Genomic DNA, 19,415 nt, shown 5'->3' with positions numbered 1-19,415 from the left:
CGGTCTGCTTCCCTGGGGCGGCCCGCGCCGTCGTAGGTCTGCTCCCGGGGGCGGCCCGCGATGCCGCCGGTCCGCTCGCCTGTGGCGGGCCGCGACGCCGTCGGTCTGTCCCCCTGGGGCGGCCCGCCATGCCATCGGTCCGCCCACCAAAGGCGCCCCCGTGCCGTCCGTCCGCTCCCCAGGTGCGGTCCCCGCCCTCGTCGGTTCGCCACCCGCGCCCGGGGTATGAACCAGACGCTTTCGAACCGACGGGCCGGAAGGAACGCGATGCTGCCGGGAACGTCCACGCACGCGACGGTGCTCGACTCCGCCACCCGCGACCGGACCCGTGTCCTGCTGCTGTTCAGCCTCTCCGGCCGGCTGCGGCCCCGCGACACCGCCCTCGGCGCCCTCGTCGACCGCTACGACTACGGCCGCTTCGCCTCCCACCTGATGACCAGCCAGGACGTGCTCCCCGTACCGATGCTGGACGAACAGGTGGCGCCCCGGCGGCTGCGGCTGCCGCACGGCGACCACGGCCTCGGCCTCGCGTCCCTGCGGATCCTCGTCGTCACCACCCCGCGCGGCGACGCCACGCTGGTCGTCGACTGCGCCTTCGCGGGCGAGACCACGGCCGGCGACCTCGCCGCCTGGCTGGCCACCACCTGCTTCGACCGCGAGCGCATCGAACTCGACGACCGCCCGCTGCTGACGGTGCTGACCGCACAGCTCGGCGGCCGGCCGCTGACCCTCGGCCAGAACGTCCACCAGCTCGTCTTCCCCGGCGGCCGGTTACAGCGGGAGCTGCTCAGCGCCGACGAGGCCCGCAAGGCGGTCCTGCTCAACGAGATCGTCTACCGGGGCAGGATGCCCTGGAACCCCGCCACGCCCCACGACGCGAGCCTCGCGCCCCACGTCAGGAACCACGGCCTCACCCTGTCCGCCCTCGGCCGGGGCGTCTCCGTGCAGGCAGGCTGGGCCCCGCACGTCGAGAACGGCCTGATGCTCGTCGCCGTCGGCATGATCTCCGCCCTGTCCGCGCTCCAGCGCACCCGGCTCGCGGCGTTCGCGACGATGAAGGCCAACGAACAGGCCCTGACCGACTCGCCCACCGAGATCCGCTCCCTGATCTCCCGCCTCTCCGCGGGCGTCAACGAACTCCAGCTGGACCTCGCCTTCGGCGTCGAGGCCTACGTCGACAGCCTGCTGATCCCCGAGATGGTCATGGAGGCCTTCCAGTCCGCGCTGCGCGACGCCCTCGGCATCCGCGACAGCCTCGAGAACTCCGCCCGCATGGTCGAGCGCCTGACCTCGGTGATCAGTGCCCGCTCCGCCGCCCTGGACGCCGAACTCGCCGAGCGCGACGACCGCCGCGACCGCACCGTCTCCGGCCTGGTCGCCGCCGCCACCCTGATCGCCCTGCCGCCCACCCTGCTGCTGGCCTTCTTCGGCGTGAACGGCACGAACGTCGACGACCACCGTTCCATCCTCGACCTGCGGGCCTACGGCACGGCCTACGCGCTGGCCTGGCTGCCCTTCGTCGTCCTCGTCGTGATCGGCTACGTCCTGCTCCGACGGATCAGCACCCGCTCCGGCTCGCTGCTGCCGGCCCCCGGCGACGACGCCGTACCCGTACCGCCCCCGCGCACGCCCTCCGGGAGCCCCCGACCATGACGCCACGCCCCGCCGTCTCCGCCCACCGGGGCGGCTCCGAGCGCGCCGAGGCCGCCACCTGGGAGGCGTACAAGGACGCGCTGGAGTCCGGCGCGGAGTACGTCGAGTTCGACATCCGCCGCACGGCGGACGGCGTCCTCGTCGTCTACCACGACCCCCGGGCCGGGCACACCGGTCCGCCGCTGTCCACGCTCACGCATGCGGAGCTCAGCGAGCGGGCCGGATACGACGTGCCGGTCGTGGACGACGTCATGGCACTGATCGCCGGAAGGCTCGTGGCACACCTCGACCTGAAGGAGGTCGGTTACGAGCGCGAGGTGATCGACCGGGCGGTCGCCCTGCTCGGCGCGGACGGTCTGGTCGTCACCACGCTGGAGGACCGTTCCGTCGCCGCCGTGACACAGGCCTTCCCCGGCGTGCGCACCGCCCTGTCCCTCGGGCGCGACCGCCGGGAACTGGCCCTGGCCCGCCTCCCCGGGACCCGGCTCAGCGAGCTGTTCCCGGTCCGCCGCATCCGGGCCAGTGGGGCCCACGGTGTCGCCGTCCACCAGCGGCTGGCCAGGACCAACGTGCTGCGCGAGGCGACCCGGCACGGACTGTTCACCATGGTGTGGACGGTCAACGACGACACCCTGATGCGGGCCTTCCTCGCCCACCCGCGCGTGGACGTGCTCGTCACCGACCGGCCCCGGCGCGCGGTGGCGCTGCGCGGACCGATCACCCCGTCGCGGCATTGACAACAGCGCACTCAAGTTTTGTGCTGGAGTGTGTGAAGAGTCGCCCTGGCGGAAGGGGACAGCGATGGGACGAGCGGTCGGGATCGACCTCGGAACCACGAACTCGGTGGTCGCCGTGCTGGAGGGCGGCGAGCCCACCGTCATCGCCAACGCGGAGGGGGCCAGGACCACACCCTCGGTCGTGGCGTTCGCCAAGAACGGCGAGGTGCTGGTCGGGGAGGTCGCCAAACGGCAGGCCGTGACGAACGTGGAGCGCACCGCCCGCTCGGTCAAGCGCCACATGGGTGACGGGCACTGGCGCTTCCCCGAGCACGGCGACATCGACGGCACCCGCTACCGGGCGCAGGAGCTGTCCGCGCGGGTACTGCAGAAACTGAAGCGGGACGCGGAGTCCTACCTCGGCGAGGACGTCACCGACGCGGTGATCACCGTCCCGGCGTACTTCGACGACAGCCAGCGACAGGCGACCAAGGAGGCCGGGGAGATCGCCGGCCTGAAGGTGCTGCGCATCATCAACGAGCCGACGGCCGCCGCCCTCGCCTACGGGCTGGACAAGGAGAACGACCAGACGGTCCTGGTCTTCGACCTCGGCGGCGGCACCTTCGACGTGTCGCTGCTGGAGATGGGCGAGGGCGTCATCGAGGTGAAGGCCACCAACGGCGACACGCACCTCGGCGGCGACGACTGGGACCAGCGGATCGTCGACCACCTCGTCAAGCGTTTCAAGGGCCAGTACGGCGTCGACCTCGCGGGCGACAAGATGGCAGTGCAGCGGCTGCGCGAGGGCGCCGAGAAGGCCAAGATCGAGCTGTCCAGCTCCAGCGAGACGACGATCAATCTGCCCTACATCACGGCCTCCGCCGAAGGCCCGCTGCACCTCGACGAGAAGCTGACCCGGGCCCAGTTCCAGGAGCTGACCCAGGACCTGCTCGACCGCTGCAAGAAGCCCTTCCACCAGGCGGTCGACGACGCCGGTGTGAAGCTGTCCGCGATCGACCACGTGATCCTCGTCGGCGGCTCGACGCGGATGCCCGCCGTGACCGACCTGGTCAAGGAACTCACCGGCAAGGACCCGCACAAGGGCGTCAACCCCGACGAGGTCGTGGCCGTGGGCGCCGCCCTCCAGGCGGGCGTCATCCGCGGCGACGTCAAGGACGTGCTGCTGCTCGACGTCACCCCGCTGTCCCTGGGCATCGAGACCAAGGGCGGCATCATGACGAAGCTCATCGAACGCAACACCACCATCCCGACCCGGCGTTCGGAGATCTTCACGACGGCGGCCGACAACCAGCCCTCGGTCGGCATCCAGGTCTACCAGGGCGAACGGGAGATCGCCGCCTACAACAAGAAGCTCGGCGTCTTCGACCTGACCGGCCTGCCGCCGGCCCCGCGCGGTGTGCCGCAGATCGAGGTGGCCTTCGACATCGACGCCAACGGCATCATGCACGTCTCCGCCAAGGACATGGCGACCGGCCGCGAACAGAAGATGACCGTCACCGGCGGCTCGGCCCTGCCCAAGGACGACATCGACCGCATGATGCGCGAGGCCGAACAGTACGCGGAGGAGGACCGGCAACGCCGCGAGGCCGCCGAGACGCGCAACCAGGCCGAGCAACTCGTCTACCAGACCGAGAACTTCCTCCGGGAGAACGGCGACCGGATCCCGGCCGACACCAGGTCCGAGGTCGAGTCCGCCGTCACGGAACTCAAGCAGCAGCTCGAACAGCAGGCGGACACCTCGGCGTTGCGCGCCGGCGTCGAGAAACTCGCCTCGGTCAGCCAGCGGATGGGCCAGGCGATGTACGCCCAGTCCCAGCCCCAGCAGCCCCCCACCGAGGACACCCCCGGCACCCCGCAGGACGAGGAGGGCGTGGTCGACGCGGAGATCGTGGACGAGGAGAAGGACCAGCGCGACGAGAAGGGCGGCGCGGCCTAGCCCGGGGTGGGTGGCAGCGTCGCGGACACGGCGTCGACGACGGACGCGTACGGAGTGCCGCAGTCGGACAGCCGGGAGCCCAGCCGCTCCAGTTCGACGCGGTGCTCCGTCAGCACCTCGGTGTCGCCCGTGCGGGCCGCCAGCTCCAGGACCGCGGGGAGGAAGTCGGGCAGCTCCCCGCCGGTGAGCTCCAGGCCGTGGGAGCTGTACAGCTCCTGGAAGTGCTCCTGCGAGATCCGGCGCCAGTGGCTCAGGTACAGGCTGTTGCCTTCGGTGCTCTCGAAGACCTGGAGGTAGTGGGCCGCCAGCTCACCCGGCGGGGTGACGGTCGCGTGGTCGGTGAACTCCCGTAGCTGCGGGGCGGCTTCGCGTAGCAGCGGCAGCCGGGCACGGAAGTCGTCACCGGGGTACGTCAGGCACAGCGCGGCCGCCTGGTACAGCAGCTCGAAGCCGGGCATCAGGCCTCCTTGCGTGCGCTCCCTCGCTGACGACGCTAGAGGCGCCCCGGGCGGCGCACCCGTCGGCTACGCCCGAACGGGTCGCTCAGAAGCTGTCGCGGTACTCCCGCAGCAGCCCCTCCGTGCGCTGTGTCGACGCGGCGCCCGCCGTCATGTGGTCGAGGACCTCCAGGTGCGCGGAGACCTCCTTGCGGGAGTCGAGGTAGAGCGCGCCGGTCAGGTACTCGGTGAAGACCATGTCGGGCAGCTCGGGCTCGGCGAAGCGGAACAGCGAGAACGGCGCGTACGTCCCGGGGTGCGGGCCGTCCTTGAACTCGGCGACCTGGAGGGTGACGCGGTCCCGTGCGGAGTACTCCAGCAGCTTGTCCAGCTGGTCGCGCATCACCTGACCGTCGACGCTCACCGGGCGGCGCAGCACCGTCTCGTCCATGATGACCCACAGGTGCGGCGGGTTCTCGCGCTCCAGCAGCCGCTGCCGCTCCATCCGCAGCGACACGTGCCGCTCCACGGCCCCGGGGCCGGAGTTCCCTATGGTGCCCGCCTCCAGGACGGCACGCGCGTACCCCTCGGTCTGGAGCAGCCCCGGCACGAAGTGCGGTTCGTACGAACGGATGATCCGCGCGGCGCCCTCCAGGCTGACGTACAGGCTGAACCACTCCGGCAGCACGTCGTGGAACCGCTGCCACCAGCCCGGCCGGTTCGCCTCCTCGGCGAGGTCGACGAACGCGGTCACCTCGTCGTCGGGCACGCCGTACGCCGTCAGCAGGATCTGCACGTAGGGGATCTTCAGCGCGACGTCGGCCGTCTCCATCCGCCGGACGGTCGCCGGGGCGACGCGCAGCACCCGGGCGGCCTCGTCACGGCTGAGGCCCGCCGCCTCGCGCAGCTCCTGGAGCCGCTTGCCCAGCACCACCTGGCCCACGGTGGGTGCGGCCCGCCGTTCACTCACGCCACGCCTCCCCGACGCCCCCGGATCCGCGATCAGTCTGTCACGTACCGCCGACCCTCTCCCAGAGGCCGGCGGCGAGGAGATCACGGGAAACGACGGGCACCGGGTGATTACCCCGCGGGTAATCGACCGGACGCGGCCGGACCGGGATCGTGGACGTACCGGCTCCCCGGGCCGGCGCACTCCGCCCCGGGGAGACGGCCCAGCCGCCGCACCACGACCCGACGGAGGGTGATCCACCATGTCCGCGACCCAGCTCGCCGCGCTCGCCCGTACCTCCGCGCCGCAGTCGACGCTGCGCCGCTTCCTCGCCCTGGACGCCGTGGTGACCGGCGCCAACGCCCTCGCCTACCTCGCGCTCCCCGGGCCCCTCGGCCGTCTCCTCGGCGTCGACTCCGCGCTGCTGCTCGCACTGGGCGCGTTCCTCGCCGTCTACGCGGCGGGCGTGGGTCTGCTGGCCGCCCGGCCGGCACCGCCGGCGGCCGGCGTACGGGCCGTCGTCGAGGCCAATCTCGCCTGGGCGGTACTGAGCCTCGCGGCCCTGGCGCTTTGGCTCACGCCGAGCACGGCGGGGGCCGTGTGGACGGTGCTCCAGGCCCTCACCGTGGCCGGGTTCGCCGCCCTCCAGCACACGGCTCTGAAGGCCCGTCAGGGAAGCAGCGTCTGAAGGTACTTGACCGTCGCCGGGTCGGCCGGGAGCAGCGTCTCGATGGCCAGCTCGGCGACGGTCACGTCCATCGGTGTGTTGAACGTGGAGATCGAGGAGATGAACGACAGCGTCCGCCCCTCGTGCTCGATGCGCAGCGGCAGCGCGACGTACGGCACCGCGTCCGAGGGCTCCTCGGGACCGGCGCCCGGCTCCTCCTCCGGCACCGGGTACGCCGCGACCTCCTCGTACAGGGCCCGCAGCGGCGCGGAGCGGTGCAGCGCGATCTGCCGCTCCATCTGCTCCAGCAGATGACCGCGCCAGGCGCGCAGGTTGCGGATGCGGGGCGCGAGGCCCCGCGGGTGCAGGGTGAGCCGCATCGCGTTCAGCGGCGGCTCCAGCAGCGACTCGCAGACCCCGTCGACCAGCGTCATGACCCCCCGGTTGGCCGCCACCACGTCGTACACCGCGTCCACCACCAGCGCCGGATACGGTTCGTAGCCGCTGATCAGCCGCTCGATGCCCTCCCGCAGCGCGCCCAGCGCCGGATCGTCCAGCGGCGTCTCCGGATAGCGCGGGGCGTAACCGGCCGCGAGCAGCAGCGCGTTGCGCTCCCGCACGGGCACGTCCAGATGCTCGGCCAGCCGCAGCACCATCTCCTCGCTGGGCCGGGAGCGGCCGGTCTCGACGAAGCTGATGTGCCGGGCCGAGGAGTCCGCGCGCAGGGCCAGCTCCAGCTGGCTGACCCGCCGCTGCTCGCGCCAGGCCCGCAGCAGCGGACCCACGCCCTTCCCGGCGGTGGACGGGTGAGTGGTCATGCCGGGACCGTAGTCGAGAACCGGTCGTCCCGGACAGGCACAGCCTTCCGACCAGGGCCCCGGGCGGCCCGCTGTGGCAGGCTGAAAGCAGGGACCAGGACACCGGCGCAAGGGAAGGAGCGCAGCCCATGCCCGTCGAACCGCTGTCGCAGAAGGAGATCGAGGACCGGCTGGCCGAGCTGCCGGGCTGGTCGCTCGACGAGGGCCGCCTCACCCGCTCCTACCGGCTCGGCTCGCACTTCGCGGCGACCGCGATGGTCGTGCACATCGCCCAGGTCCAGGAGGAGCTGAACCACCACTCCGACCTCACGCTCGGCTACAACACCGTCGCCCTGTCCGTCCACACGCACAGCGCGGGCGGCGCCGTCACCGGGAAGGACTTCGAGCTCGCCCGCAGGGTGGAGGACCTGGCCCCCGGGCACGGGGCACACTGACCGGGTGCTCGACTACGACAAGGAAGCGGAGCGGTACGACGCCTCGCGCGGCGGTGAGCCCAGGGCGGCCGCCGCCGCGGAAGCGGTGCTGAGCCTCGTGCCGCCGGACACCCGCAGCCTGCTCGACGTGGCCTGCGGCACCGGCATCGTCACCCGCAGGCTCGCCGCCGCGCGCGACGGCATGCGGGTGACCGGCGTGGACCTCGCCCCGGCGATGGCCCGGCAGGCCGCCGCCCGGCTGCCCGGTGCCGTCCTGCTCGCCGACAGCCGGCGGCTGCCCTTCCGGGACGACACGTTCGACGTCGTCAGCAGCGTGTGGCTGCTGCACCTGGCCGCCGGTCCCGCCGACGTGCGGGCCATCGTCGGCGAGTGCGCCCGGGTGCTGCGGCCCGGCGGGTTCTACGTCACCACCGTCGACAAGGCGGCCTCCCACAACGTGGGCAGTGACATCGATGTCGTCCTGGCGTCCCGCCCGCCGAGCCCGGTCCGGGACGCGGCGGCGGAGGTCGAGCGCCACGCCACCGGGCACGGCCTGGTCCCGGCCGGGCAGGCCCGGTTCCGGGGCCACGGCCAGGGCCGCAGCCCGCGTCGCACGGTCGCGGACCTCAGACGCGGCTGGTTCGTCACGCTGCCGCCCGGCGACCCGCTCGCCGACGGCTTCGCCCTCCGGCTGGCGCGACTCCCCGACCAGGACCGCCCACGCCCCGACCCGGTGTTCAGCCTGCGGTCGTTCCGCAAGCCAGGGTGAACCGCACGGCCCGGCCGTCCGGCCAGGGAGGGTGAACCGGCGCGAAGACACGGCAACTCCCGCGCCACCGGCGGCGACCACAGACGGAACCCCCCATTCTCCCAGGAGGTCCGTCAGTGAAGCACCCGTACAGGCACCGCAGACGCCGAGTGCTCCTCCCGGTGGCCGTGACCGCGGCGGCGCTCGTCGGCGCAGGTCTGACGTTCGCCGGCGGCGACACCGCCCAGGCCGCCACCGCCCGGCAGGCCGAGAAACTCGACCGGGGCGTGGTCAGCGTCCACACCGGCAGCGGCAACCTGGTCAGCTGGCGCTGGCTCGGCACCGACCCCGACGACGTGTCGTTCAACGTCTACCGGGCCGGTACGAAGGTCAACTCGACTCCCCTCACCGGTACCACGAACTTCTTCCACTCCGGCGCCCCCGCCCAGGCCGACTACACCGTCCGCGCGATCGTCAACGGCACGGAGCAGGGCGACTCGGTGCACGCGATCCAGTTCCGCACCGGCTACAAGGACGTCCCGATCTCCCCGCCCGCCGGCGGCACGACCCCCGACGGGGTGGCGTACACCTACGAGGCCAACGACGCCTCCGTCGGCGACCTCGACGGCGACGGCGCCCTGGACCTCGTCCTGAAGTGGCAGCCCACCAACGCCAAGGACAACTCCCAGTCCGGCTACACCGGCAACACGATCGTCGACGGCGTCAAGCTCGACGGCACCCGGCTGTGGCGTGTCGACCTGGGCCGCAACATCCGCTCCGGCGCCCACTACACGCAGTTCCAGGTGTACGACTACGACGGCGACGGCAAGGCCGAGGTCGCCATGAAGACCGCCGACGGCACGACGGACGGCACCGGCGCCGTCATCGGCAGCTCCTCGGCCGACCACCGGAACTCCAGCGGCTACGTCCTCGCCGGCCCCGAGTTCCTCACCATGTTCAACGGCCGGACGGGCAAGGCGATGCAGAGCGTCGACTACGTCCCGGCCCGCGGCACCGTCTCCTCCTGGGGCGACTCCTACGGCAACCGCGTCGACCGCTTCCTCGCGGGCACGGCCTACCTGGACGGCTCCCGACCCTCCCTGATCATGGCCCGCGGTTACTACACCCGCACGGTGATCGCCGCCTGGGACTGGCGGAACGGCTCCTTCACCCGCCGCTGGACCTTCGACACCAACTCCTCCAGCAACAGCGGCAAGGGCTACGACGGCCAGGGCAACCACGGCCTGTCCGTCGCGGACGTCGACGCCGACGGCAAGGACGAGATCGTCTACGGTGCGATGGCCGTCGACGACAACGGCAGCGGCCTCTGGACGACGAAGCTGGGCCACGGCGACGCCGCCCACGTCGGCGACCTCAACCCGTCCCGCGCGGGCCTGGAGTACTTCAAGGTCTCGGAGAACAGCGGCTCACCGGGCTCCTGGATGGCCGACGCGCGCACCGGCCAGATCCTGTGGCAGACGGCCTCCGGCGGGGACAACGGCCGCGGAGTCGCCGCCGACATCTACGCCGGCAGCCCCGGAGCGGAGGCCTGGTCCGCCCGCGACACCACGCTGCGCTCCGCGACCGGCGCCTCCCTCGGCCGGGAGCCGTCCAGCATCAACTTCCTGTCCTGGTGGGACGGCGACCCCGTCCGTGAACTCCTCGACGGCACCCGCATCGACAAGTACGGCACGTCGGGCGACACCCGCCTGCTGACCGGATCCGGCGTCCACTCCAACAACGGCACCAAGGCGACCCCGTCCCTGTCCGGGGACGTCCTCGGCGACTGGCGCGAGGAGGTCATCTGGCCCACCAGCGACAACACGGCGCTCCGGATCTACTCCACGCCGTACGAGACCAGCACGAAGATCACCACCCTGCTGCACGACACGCAGTACCGCACGGCCCTCGCGTGGCAGAACACCGCGTACAACCAGCCCCCGCACCCGAGCTTCTTCATCGGGAACGGGATGGCGGCCGCACCGCGCCCGACGGTCTACACGCCGTAGCGAAAGGGCGCGTGCCGTGAGCGGCACGCGCCCTCCGACGCCGGCTCAGGTGACCGTACAGGTCTGGTCACCCAGCTTGAACGACGCCGGTCTCGAATGGGCCGTCCCCGACGAGCTGCCCGTGAACCCGAAGCTCACGGACGCACCGGCCGCCACGTCGGTGTTCCAGCCGACGTTCTTCGCCGTCACGGCCGAACCCGACTGCGCGACCTCGGCGTTCCAGGCCTGGGACACCTTCTGCCCGTCCGTGAACGACCAGCCCAGTGACCAGCCGCTCCAGGCACTCGTACCCGTGTTGGTGACCTGTACGTCCGCCTGGAAGCCGCCCGACCACTGGCTGGTGACCTTGTACGTCACCTTGCAGGCGCCGGTCGGTGTCGGGTCGGGGCCCGGACCCGGGTCCGTCGTCCCGCCGCCGGAGCTGTCGCCGTAGATGACGCCACGGCCGTTCGTCGACACATAGACACGGCCGTACACCCTCGGGTCGCCGGTGATGGCCGCGCCCGTCCAGCCCCAGCGGTGGGCGTCGTCGTTGACGCGGGTCCAGCTCGCGCCCTTGTCCGTGGAGCGGAAGATGCCGCGGACGCCGCCGATCTTCGCGCTGGTGTAGAGGGTCTGGTAGGAGGCGCCGGGTGCCGCCTTGCCGAAGCCGACGGTGTCGGCCTGCTCGACGTTCGACAGCTTCGTGAAGCTCGTGCCGCCGTCCGTCGAGTGCCACAGGCCGTACGCCCCGTCGCTCGCGCCGCCCGCCAGCCACACGTCGCCCTTCCCGCCGGGCAGCGCCTTGAAGCGGACGCTGTCACCGCCGGGCAGCCCGGTCGCCGGTGACTCCTTGAAGGTCGCCCCGCCGTCCGTACTGATGTAGAACTTCCCCGACTTGAAGCCGTAGAAGGTCTTCGGGTCGACACGATCCGACTCGACGATCGCCCCGGCGGGGATCCCCCCGGACGCCTGCCACGACGTGCCGAAGCCGGTCGTGTGGTGCACTCCGGCGCCCTGCGGGCTCCACACGAACCGGCTGCCGTCGGCCGCCGCCGCGACCGTGCCGCCGCCGCTCACGCCCGCGGGGTCGCTCCCGGCGAACCAGTTGGCGCCGTTGTCCGTCGAGAACGCGATGTGCGGGCCCGAGTCGAGATCGCCGACCCGTACGAACGTGTTCGGGTTCGACTCGGCGAAGTCCAGGCTCGTGGTCGTCGTGAAGTTCGGCTGCGTGAACATCATCGACGGCACCTTGGTGAGATCGGTGTGCCGGAAGCCGCCGACATCGCCGAGCGCGCTCAGCAGTGGGGCGCCCGACGGGGGAGAGGCCAGGTCGTTGACCGCCGTCTCCTCCAGCCCCCGCACCATCGGTTTGACGGTGAACTTCCCTCCGCTGTCCCAGTTCGTGAGGTTCTCGGTGCCGTAGATCGTCGCGCCCGTCCCGTACATCATGCGGGCGGAGTCGAACGGGTCGATCTCCAGGGACTCCGTCATCCACCCGAGTTTCGGGGTCTGCTCGGGCGGTTGCGGGTTCGCGCCCCAGGTGAGCCACGGCGACGACGAGACGTCCATCGTGTAGCGGTTCTCACGGTTCGGGTACGAGGTGTAGTCCCAGGCCTTGGTCCAGGTCGCGCCGCTGTCCGTGGAGCGGAAGATCTGCGTGTCCGGCCACCAGGCGCTGTACGCGGTCGCCATGACCGTGCCCGGCTTCTGCCGGTCCACCGTCAGCCCGCTGAAGCCGTAGAACGTGTCGGCCTCCGCCACCGGGCTGATGTTCGTCCACGTCCCGGTCCCGGTCGCGTACCGCCACAGCCGGCCCTTGCCGCCGTCGTAGGGGCCGCCCTTGTCGCTGTAGGCGAGGTACAGATAGCCGTTCTTCGCGTCCAGGACGCCCTTGTGGGCGAGATGGCCGGTGGGCTGGCCGGCCAGCCGCTGCCAGGTCGCGCCCGCGTCCGTCGAGCGGTACACGGCGTTGTCCTGGTCGGCGACCCCCACGTAGATCGTCTTCGTGGCGTTGCCCGAGGTGCCGGTGGACTCGTCGAAGGTCACCCAGACGATGCCCTGGTTGTCGGACGCGTAGCCGCTGGTGTCGCTCGGGTCCTGCACGTAATTGCCGACGTTGGGGAAGTTCGTGACCTGCGACCAGGTCACCCCCGAGTCCGTCGACCGCCACAGCCCCTTGCCGCTGGGCGCGCCCAGATACAGCACGCTGTTGCGGTTCGGATCGATCGCCAGCCGCTCACCCATGCCCCGCCCCGGCATGTTGCCGCCCAGCTTGAACGGCAGGTTCGCCTTCTGCCAGGTGGCACCCCGGTCGGCGGAGCGCATGACGGCCCCGTTCTTCGGATCCCAGCTGTTGGTGTACGTACCGACCGCCGCGTATACCCGGTTCGGATCGACGGAGTCGGACGCGATACTGACGACCCCCGTGTGGCCCCAGTCGTCCCACCCGACCGAGTCCAGCAACGGCGTCCAGGTCTTCGACGACTGCTGCCAGCGATAGGCACCGCCGATGTCGGTGCGGGCGTAGGCCAGGTTCTTCTCGGTCCGGCTGAAGACGATGCCGGGCACGAACCCGCCCCCGTCGATCCGGGCGTTCTTCCAGGTGTAGGTATCGGCGGCGAGCTTCGTCGACGGGGGATCGGCGGCCAGGGCGCTGGGGGCGCCCGACAACAGCCCGGCCGCCAGCGCCAGCACGGCCGTGAGAATGCTGGTTCTTCGCACGGTGGGGTTCCTTCCGTGAGGGGGAACGTGCGAGAGCCGGGCGGCCCCTGTGCGGGTGGAGCCGCCCGGCCGTGGTGGCCCCGCGTCAGGTGCAGGGCCGAGCACGCAGAGCTTCGGACGCACCTGTCTTTCCTGGGGGCGCGGGGCTGCATCGATGTGCGGCTCCGCCGCGTGGGCGCGACCAGCCACATACAGCCCGCAGACACCGCGCACCCCCGCGGAGCGCCCGGCGGGGACTACTCGAGAAGCTCCGCGTACGAGCCCATGGCCAAGGCGATATCCGCCTGAGCCCAGAACCGGTGATACGTGAACGACGGAACCGCCCCGCCCGCGAGATAACTCTCGATCTTCGACCAGGCGGGATCGTCCTCGTAGAAGGACCGGATCGACTCGAACGTCGACGACGAGTTGATCGCGTCACCGTTCGGCATCGTCCCCGTCCAGCCACTCGGGACGAACACCTTGTCGTCGAACCGGTTGTAGTCCGCCCGGTTTTCCGGAACGGCGATCCCGAGCGTGTCCTGGTGGTTGTCCCACATCCCGTCGAGCAGCTTCTTCGCGGCCGCCGCGGCCTCCGTGTCACCGGAGCGGTCGGCGTAGTACGTCAGGGTCTTGGCGTACGCGGCCGCCACACCGACATCGTTGGTGTAGTCGGCGACGGTGACGTGCAGCCCGCTGTTGGAGCCGGGGCTCGACGCGTTCCAGGTGTCGGGCTGCCCCGACCACTGCAGCGTCGACGGGATCCGGAACGTGCCATCCGGGTTGAACGTGGTCTTCGACAGCGCCCAGTCGACCCACTTGTCGAGGACCGTCTTGGCCTGCGCGTTCCCCGTCTGCTGGTACAGCTCGGCGACCCTCTCCATGGACCACGCCTGGAAGCCGAACCACTGGTTGGACGGCGGGTCGTGGTACACCGGCTTCTCGTCGTAGTACATGCCGTAGAAGGTCGACTTCCCGGCCGGCGGGGTCGCGTACCGGCCCGCCCAGCTGTTGGTCGCACCGCCCGCGATGGCACCCTCGTTCGACTGCAGCCAGCGGTAGAACTCCAGCTGCCGGTCGAGGGACTTGGCCCAGTCCGCCGCGCCCGTCGCCGACTTCGGCTTCAGGGGCGCGTAGCTGCTGAGCGCGTACGCGGCCAGCGGGTTCTGGTAGCCGCCGTGGGCGTGGCTGGAGCCGATGCGCCAGGCCCAGCCGGCACTGGTGTCCGTGGCGCCGCCCCAGGCGTAATACCAGGACATCAGGTAGAACGAGGCGTCCTTGCCGGTGCCCGCCGGGCAGGCCGAGGGACCGACGCAGTTGCCGACCTTCTTGAAGTACTTGTCGTACATGGAGTAGCGCAGGTAGTCGCCCATCTTGGCCGCCTTGGCGACCGTCGCGGAGACGTCCCCGCCCTTGCCCTGTTCCTTCGCCCACAGGTCCGCCCAGTAGGCGGCCTGCACGGCCCGGGCGTCGGCGTCCGGGGCGTTGGTGAACTTCCACTGCTTGGCGTAGGAGGCGTCACCGGTGAACAGGTCCAGATAGCCGTTCTTGCCGCCGTACTTGAAGGCGTCACAGGTCGGCTGCGGCACCGTCTCCCACACGGACTCCTGCGAGCCGCGCTGGAAGGTGTTGATGTACGACGGGCCGGTGTCCGAGGGACCCGCCTCGCACTTGCCGGGCGCGTTGCCGTAGCCGTACACGTTGTCGACGTCCTGGAGCCAGTGCATGCCGTACACGTCGTCCGTGCCGTACGCGCTCTTCAGCTCGGCCGCGATCGGATCCCGGCCGACCGAGACGCCGGTGTCGAGCTTGGCCGGGTACTCGTCGGGGGTGTCCAGCTCGGGCGCGTAGGTCGCCGGCTTGGAGGCGTTGTAGAAGGAGTTGGTCGGCTGGTCGGCGTGGGTGGGGATCATGTACTTCTCCATGAGGCCCCACGCGCCGTTGAACTTGGACCAGTCGCCGGTCACCTTGCCGTACATGGCCTGGAGCCACAGGAGGTAGCTGTACGCCTCCGAGGTCGTCTCGTGGCCGTGGTCCGGGGCCTCGACGATCAGCGTCTCGACCGAGTGGTAAGGGATGCCCTCGGGGGAGAAGTAGCCGTTGGCCGGGTTGGTGATCTTCCCGTACAGCTCCAGGAAGCGGGCGTCGTAGTCCTTCGCCGCCGCCAGCTGGGTGACGGTGACCGAGGCCTTGGCGTGCCCCGGTGCCGTCGACTCGAAGACGGCGGAACCCGTACCCGATGCCGCGGCCGCGACGGTCACCTTCTGCGCGGTGTTCCAGTTCTGCGGGGTGAAGGTGAGCGAGCCGCCGGCCGAGACCGACAGGCCCGAGTTGCCGCTCGCGCGGGCCGAGGTCACCGTCACGTTGGACGCCGGCTGCTTGGACAGCTTCACCTCGTACGTACCGGACTTGCCGGACTGGACGCCCAGTTGGAGCGGTGAGGCGACGACGGTGGGTCCGGACGTGACCGTGATGCCGACCGGGGTGGAGTCGGCCGAGGCGCCCATGCTGTCGTAGGCCTTCGCCACCAGGGAGTGACTGCCGACGGCCAGGTCGGAGACGGACAGCGCGTAGGGCGCGCTGGTGTCGGTGCCCAGCAGCTTGGTGTCGTCGTAGAACTCCACCTTGCTGATGGTGGCGTTGTCCGCGGCGGCGGCGGTGGCCGCCAGCGGGACCGCCGCGCCCTGGGTGTAGACGGCGCCCGCGGCCGGGCTGGTCAGCACGGTGATCGGCGGCTGGTGCGCGCCGGCGCAGACCGTGCCGTTGACCGAGAACGAGGCCGGTGCGGCGTTGCTGCCGCTGTAGGTGAACTGGGCGCCGGTGGAGACGGCGGCGCCCGCGGCGACCCGTGCGTTGTGGGGGGCGTTCTTCACGGTGACGGTCTGGCCGGACTGCGACCAGGTGCCGTTCCAGCCGTTCCCCAGCTTCTGGTTGCCGGAGTAGGCGTACGTCAGCGTCCAGCCGTCGATGGCGTCCGTGCCGCGGTTGGTGAGGGTCAGATCCGCGGTGAAGCCGGAGCCCCAGTCGTTCGTCTTGTAATCGACACTGCACTGGAGTGCCGCCGCCTGCGCGGGAGTCGACCCTGAGGAGAGCATCGTCAACGGAAGCGTGAGAGCGGCGAGTGCGGCGGTCCACAGACGCCGCAGCGCTCCCCGTCTCCGGGGTGGGGGATGCATGGTGCTGGTTCCTCCTTGCGGCTCGGAGAAGTCAAGGCTTGAACCAGTGGGAGCGCTCCCATGGTGAGGACGGGTCAGGTATCGGTCAAGGCCCTTGAAGAGTCGAAAAGATTCGACACCGTGTGTTGAGCGAAAGTCAGCGACTCCCCTGTTCTTTGCCGACACTTGCCGCTACCTTCCTTGACACCAGTGGGAGCGGTTCCATCAGTCGGCACGACCATCACGGCATGCCCGACCTGCAAGGAGTCGCTCATGCGACACCCCCTCGCGTTCAGTACTTGGAGCCGCCCCCAGCGCGGTCGTCCCGGCTGCGCGAGTGCCGGTGCCGAGTTCCTCATGTCCTTGTCGGAGCACGTCCCGAACGGCTGACACCCCCACGACCGAAAGGGATTCCCGCACTCATGAGCCGCACGAGAACAGCGTTACTGGCCGCCATGGCCCTGGTCGCCGGAGCCACCGGCACCGCGTTCGCCGTCGACCCGGGAGGCGTCGGCACCGCCGCCGTCCCCTGCACCGTCGACTACAAGATCCAGAACCAGTGGAGCACCGGCTTCACCGCCGCCGTGACCATCACCAACAACAGCGCAGCCAAGTCGTCCTGGGCGCTGAAGTGGTCCTACGCCGGCGACCAGAAGGTCACCAGCGGCTGGAACGCCAAGATCGGTCAGAGCGGCGCCACCGTCACCGCGGCCAACGAGAGCTACAACGCCCAGCTCGCGACCGGTGGTTCGGTCAGCTTCGGCTTCCAGGGCAGCTACAGCGGCAGCAACGCCGTGCCGGCCACCTTCACCCTCGACGGCGTGACCTGCAACGTCGACGACGGAGGCAACCCGGGACCGACCGACCCACCGGACCCCGGCGGCCCTTCCAACCGGGTCGACAACCCCTACGCCGGCGCCAAGGTGTACGTGAACCCGGAGTGGTCCGCCAAGGCCGCCGCCGAGCCGGGCGGCAGCCGCGTCTCCAACCAGCCGACCGGCGTCTGGCTGGACCGGATCGCCGCGATCAACGGTGCGGGCGGCAAGATGGGCCTGCGCGCCCACCTCGACGAGGCGCTGCGCCAGAAGGGCTCCGGCGAACTCGTCGTCCAGCTCGTCATCTACAACCTGCCCGGCCGTGACTGTGCCGCCCTCGCCTCCAACGGCGAGCTCGGCCCGACGGAGATCGACAAGTACAAGACGCAGTACATCGACCCGATCAAGGCGATCCTCGCCGACTCGAAGTACGCCTCGCTGCGGATCGTCACCACCGTCGAGATCGACTCGCTGCCCAACCTCGTCACCAACACCGGCAGCCGCCCGACGGCCACCCCGCAGTGCGACGTGATGAAGGCCAACGGCAACTACGTCAAGGGTGTCGGCTACGCGCTGAACAAGCTCGGTGACGTGCCGAACGTCTACAACTACGTCGATGCCGGCCACCACGGCTGGATCGGCTGGGACGACAACTTCGGTGCCTCCGCGACCCTGTTCAAGGAGGCGGCCACCGCCGAGGGCGCGACGGTCAACGACGTCCACGGCTTCATCACCAACACGGCGAACTACAGCGCCCTGAAGGAGAACAACTTCTCCATCAACGACAACGTGGCCGGCAAGTCCGTCCGCGAGTCGAAGTGGGTCGACTGGAACCGCTACACCGACGAGCAGTCCTTCGCGCAGGGCTTCCGCAACCAGCTGGTCTCGGCCGGCTTCCCGTCGAGCATCGGCATGCTGATCGACACCTCGCGCAACGGCTGGGGCGGCACCGCCCGGCCCAGCGGCCCGGGTGCGCAGACCTCCGTCGACACCTACGTCGACGGCGGCCGCTACGACCGCCGTATCCACGTCGGCAACTGGTGCAACCAGTCCGGAGCCGGCCTGGGTGAGCGCCCGCGGGCCAACCCGGCTGCCGGGATCGACGCGTACGTGTGGATGAAGCCGCCGGGCGAGTCCGACGGGGCGAGCAAGGAGATCGCGAACGACGAGGGCAAGGGCTTCGACCGGATGTGCGACCCGACCTACACGGGCAACCCGCGCAACAACAACAACATGTCCGGTGCGCTGCCGGACGCGCCGCTGTCCGGGCACTGGTTCTCCGCCCAGTTCCGGCAGCTGATGCAGAACGCGTACCCGCCGCTGTCCTGAGCGGCTGACACACCGTCCCCACGGGATCCGCCGGGGCTTCGGCTCCGGCGGATTTTGCGGGAGCGGCAACAGCTGTGGCTCTTTCCCGGTGCGTCGGCGCAGGCTGACGGCATCCGAGCGAGAGGCTGACCACCATGGCGCACGACCACGACCACGAAGGCCACGACCACGGCCAGGGCCACCACTCCGGCCACCATCACGACCACACGGACCTCGACTGGGCCGAGATGGGCCCGCTGCTGGAGTCCCAGGCGGAGCTGTTCGCGCCCCTGTACGAACGGGCATTGGGCTGGCTGGCGCAGGAGGTGACCGAGCCGGGGCTGATCGTCGACGCGGGCAGCGGGCCGGGCGTCGTGTCGTGTCTGTTCGCCGAGACGTTCCCGGGCGCGCGGGTCGTGGCGGTGGACGGCTCCGAGCCGCTGCTGGAGCGGGCCCGGGCGCGGGCCGAGCGGCAGGGCGTCGCCGACCGCTTCAGCACGATCGCCGGTGAACTACCGGGCGTACTCGACGAATTGGACTACCCTGCCGATCTGCTCTGGGCGAGCCGCAGCCTGCATCACCTCGGTGACCAGCGGGCCGCGCTCGCCGCCTTCGCGGCCAGGCTGGCGCCCGGCGGGACCCTCGCCCTCGTGGAGGGCGGACTGCCCCGGCGGTTCCTGCCCCGCGACATCGGCATCGGGCGGCCCGGTCTCCAGGCCAGGTTCGACGCGCTGGAGGCGGAGTGGTTCACGCGGATGCGGCACGAACTGCCGGGGCATGTGGCGGAGACGGAGAACTGGCCGGGCCTGCTGGCCGCGGTGGGGCTGAAGCCGGCCAGGACGCACAGCTTCCTCCTGGACCTCCCCGCACCCGTCCCGGACCGGGCCCGCGCCTATGTCGCCGCGTCCCTGACGCACATGCGCGAGAGGATCCCGGACGGGTTCGATCCCGAGGACCTCGCGACCCTCGACCGGCTTCTCGACCCCGACGACGCGGCGAGTGTGCACCGTCGCCCGGACCTGTTCGTCCTGGAGGCCCACACCGTGCACACGGCCGTGCGGGCGGTCTGACGCCGGCGCGGAGGTGAG

General features: G+C 70.8%; 14 protein-coding genes. 9 read left to right on the top strand and 5 right to left on the bottom strand.

All coding sequences use genetic code 11. The features are described from left to right. The first annotated feature begins 267 nt into the window (after positions 1-267). The 3 genes from ABZ016_RS09275 (at position 268) to dnaK (ending at position 4,326) form a co-directional block, all read left to right on the top strand. Positions 268-1,653, top strand: coding sequence for a hypothetical protein (locus ABZ016_RS09275; RefSeq protein ID WP_356915910.1), 1,386 nt, complete (start codon positions 268-270; stop codon positions 1,651-1,653). Next, positions 1,650-2,390: a glycerophosphodiester phosphodiesterase family protein gene (locus tag ABZ016_RS09270; protein ID WP_356915909.1), complete on the top strand. Its 741-nt coding sequence runs from the start codon at positions 1,650-1,652 to the stop codon at positions 2,388-2,390. Before ABZ016_RS09275 ends, ABZ016_RS09270 begins: the two co-directional genes overlap by 4 nt. A gap of 64 nt (positions 2,391-2,454) precedes the next feature. Further along, positions 2,455-4,326 (top strand): molecular chaperone DnaK, encoded by a 1,872-nt coding sequence (gene dnaK / locus ABZ016_RS09265; RefSeq protein ID WP_356915908.1) that lies wholly within the window; start codon positions 2,455-2,457, stop codon positions 4,324-4,326. On the opposite strand, the gene ABZ016_RS09260 is transcribed toward dnaK, so the two are convergent. Together ABZ016_RS09260 and ABZ016_RS09255 are read right to left on the bottom strand one after the other, a co-directional pair. Then, positions 4,323-4,784 carry a molecular chaperone TorD family protein gene (locus tag ABZ016_RS09260; protein ID WP_356915907.1) on the bottom strand — a complete coding sequence of 154 codons (462 nt, stop codon included), beginning with the start codon at positions 4,782-4,784 and terminating at the stop codon, positions 4,323-4,325. The two genes, dnaK and ABZ016_RS09260, sit on opposite strands and share 4 nt — an antisense overlap. 85 nt (positions 4,785-4,869) lie before the next feature. Then, positions 4,870-5,733, bottom strand: coding sequence for a helix-turn-helix transcriptional regulator (locus ABZ016_RS09255; protein ID WP_356915906.1), 864 nt, complete (start codon positions 5,731-5,733; stop codon positions 4,870-4,872). 241 nt (positions 5,734-5,974) lie between these two features. On the opposite strand from ABZ016_RS09255, the gene ABZ016_RS09250 reads away from it, so the two are divergent. Beyond that, positions 5,975-6,400 carry a hypothetical protein gene (locus ABZ016_RS09250; RefSeq protein ID WP_356915905.1) on the top strand — a complete coding sequence of 142 codons (426 nt, stop codon included), beginning with the start codon at positions 5,975-5,977 and terminating at the stop codon, positions 6,398-6,400. Here ABZ016_RS09250 and ABZ016_RS09245 read toward each other — a convergent pair. Continuing rightward, positions 6,382-7,197, bottom strand: coding sequence for a helix-turn-helix domain-containing protein (locus ABZ016_RS09245; protein ID WP_356915904.1), 816 nt, complete (start codon positions 7,195-7,197; stop codon positions 6,382-6,384). The two genes, ABZ016_RS09250 and ABZ016_RS09245, sit on opposite strands and share 19 nt — an antisense overlap. Before the next feature lie 128 nt (positions 7,198-7,325). Here ABZ016_RS09245 and ABZ016_RS09240 point away from each other — a divergent pair, with 128 nt between their 5' ends. From ABZ016_RS09240 to ABZ016_RS09230, 3 genes are all read left to right on the top strand, one after another. After that, positions 7,326-7,631 carry a 4a-hydroxytetrahydrobiopterin dehydratase gene (locus ABZ016_RS09240; protein WP_356915903.1) on the top strand — a complete coding sequence of 102 codons (306 nt, stop codon included), beginning with the start codon at positions 7,326-7,328 and terminating at the stop codon, positions 7,629-7,631. Between the two features lie 4 nt (positions 7,632-7,635). After that, complete coding sequence (locus ABZ016_RS09235) at positions 7,636-8,379, top strand: class I SAM-dependent methyltransferase (protein ID WP_356915902.1); 744 nt, start codon at positions 7,636-7,638, stop codon at positions 8,377-8,379. 116 nt (positions 8,380-8,495) lie between these two features. Next, complete coding sequence (locus tag ABZ016_RS09230; RefSeq protein ID WP_356915901.1) at positions 8,496-10,367, top strand: rhamnogalacturonan lyase; 1,872 nt, start codon at positions 8,496-8,498, stop codon at positions 10,365-10,367. Between the two features lie 45 nt (positions 10,368-10,412). Here the strand turns inward: ABZ016_RS09230 and ABZ016_RS09225 are convergent, their stop codons facing one another. Then, entirely contained in the window at positions 10,413-13,070 is a 2,658-nt protein-coding gene (locus ABZ016_RS09225; protein ID WP_356915900.1) for a cellulose binding domain-containing protein, read from the bottom strand. A gap of 236 nt (positions 13,071-13,306) precedes the next feature. Further along, positions 13,307-16,225: a glycoside hydrolase family 48 protein gene (locus tag ABZ016_RS09220; RefSeq protein ID WP_356915899.1), complete on the bottom strand. Its 2,919-nt coding sequence runs from the start codon at positions 16,223-16,225 to the stop codon at positions 13,307-13,309. A 401-nt stretch (positions 16,226-16,626) separates the two neighbouring features. On the opposite strand from ABZ016_RS09220, the gene ABZ016_RS09215 reads away from it, so the two are divergent. Together ABZ016_RS09215 and ABZ016_RS09210 are read left to right on the top strand one after the other, a co-directional pair. Further along, a complete protein-coding gene (locus ABZ016_RS09215) occupies positions 16,627-18,348 on the top strand; it encodes a glycoside hydrolase family 6 protein (protein WP_356915898.1) in 1,722 nt (573 codons plus the stop codon). A 134-nt stretch (positions 18,349-18,482) separates the two neighbouring features. Continuing rightward, positions 18,483-19,397, top strand: coding sequence for a methyltransferase domain-containing protein (locus ABZ016_RS09210; protein WP_356915897.1), 915 nt, complete (start codon positions 18,483-18,485; stop codon positions 19,395-19,397). Positions 19,398-19,415 lie beyond the last annotated feature (18 nt).

The organism is Streptomyces sp. NPDC006372 (assembly GCF_040612515.1).
GTDB lineage: Bacteria > Actinomycetota > Actinomycetes > Streptomycetales > Streptomycetaceae > Streptomyces.
This window is presented reverse-complemented; position numbering and strand designations above follow the sequence as displayed.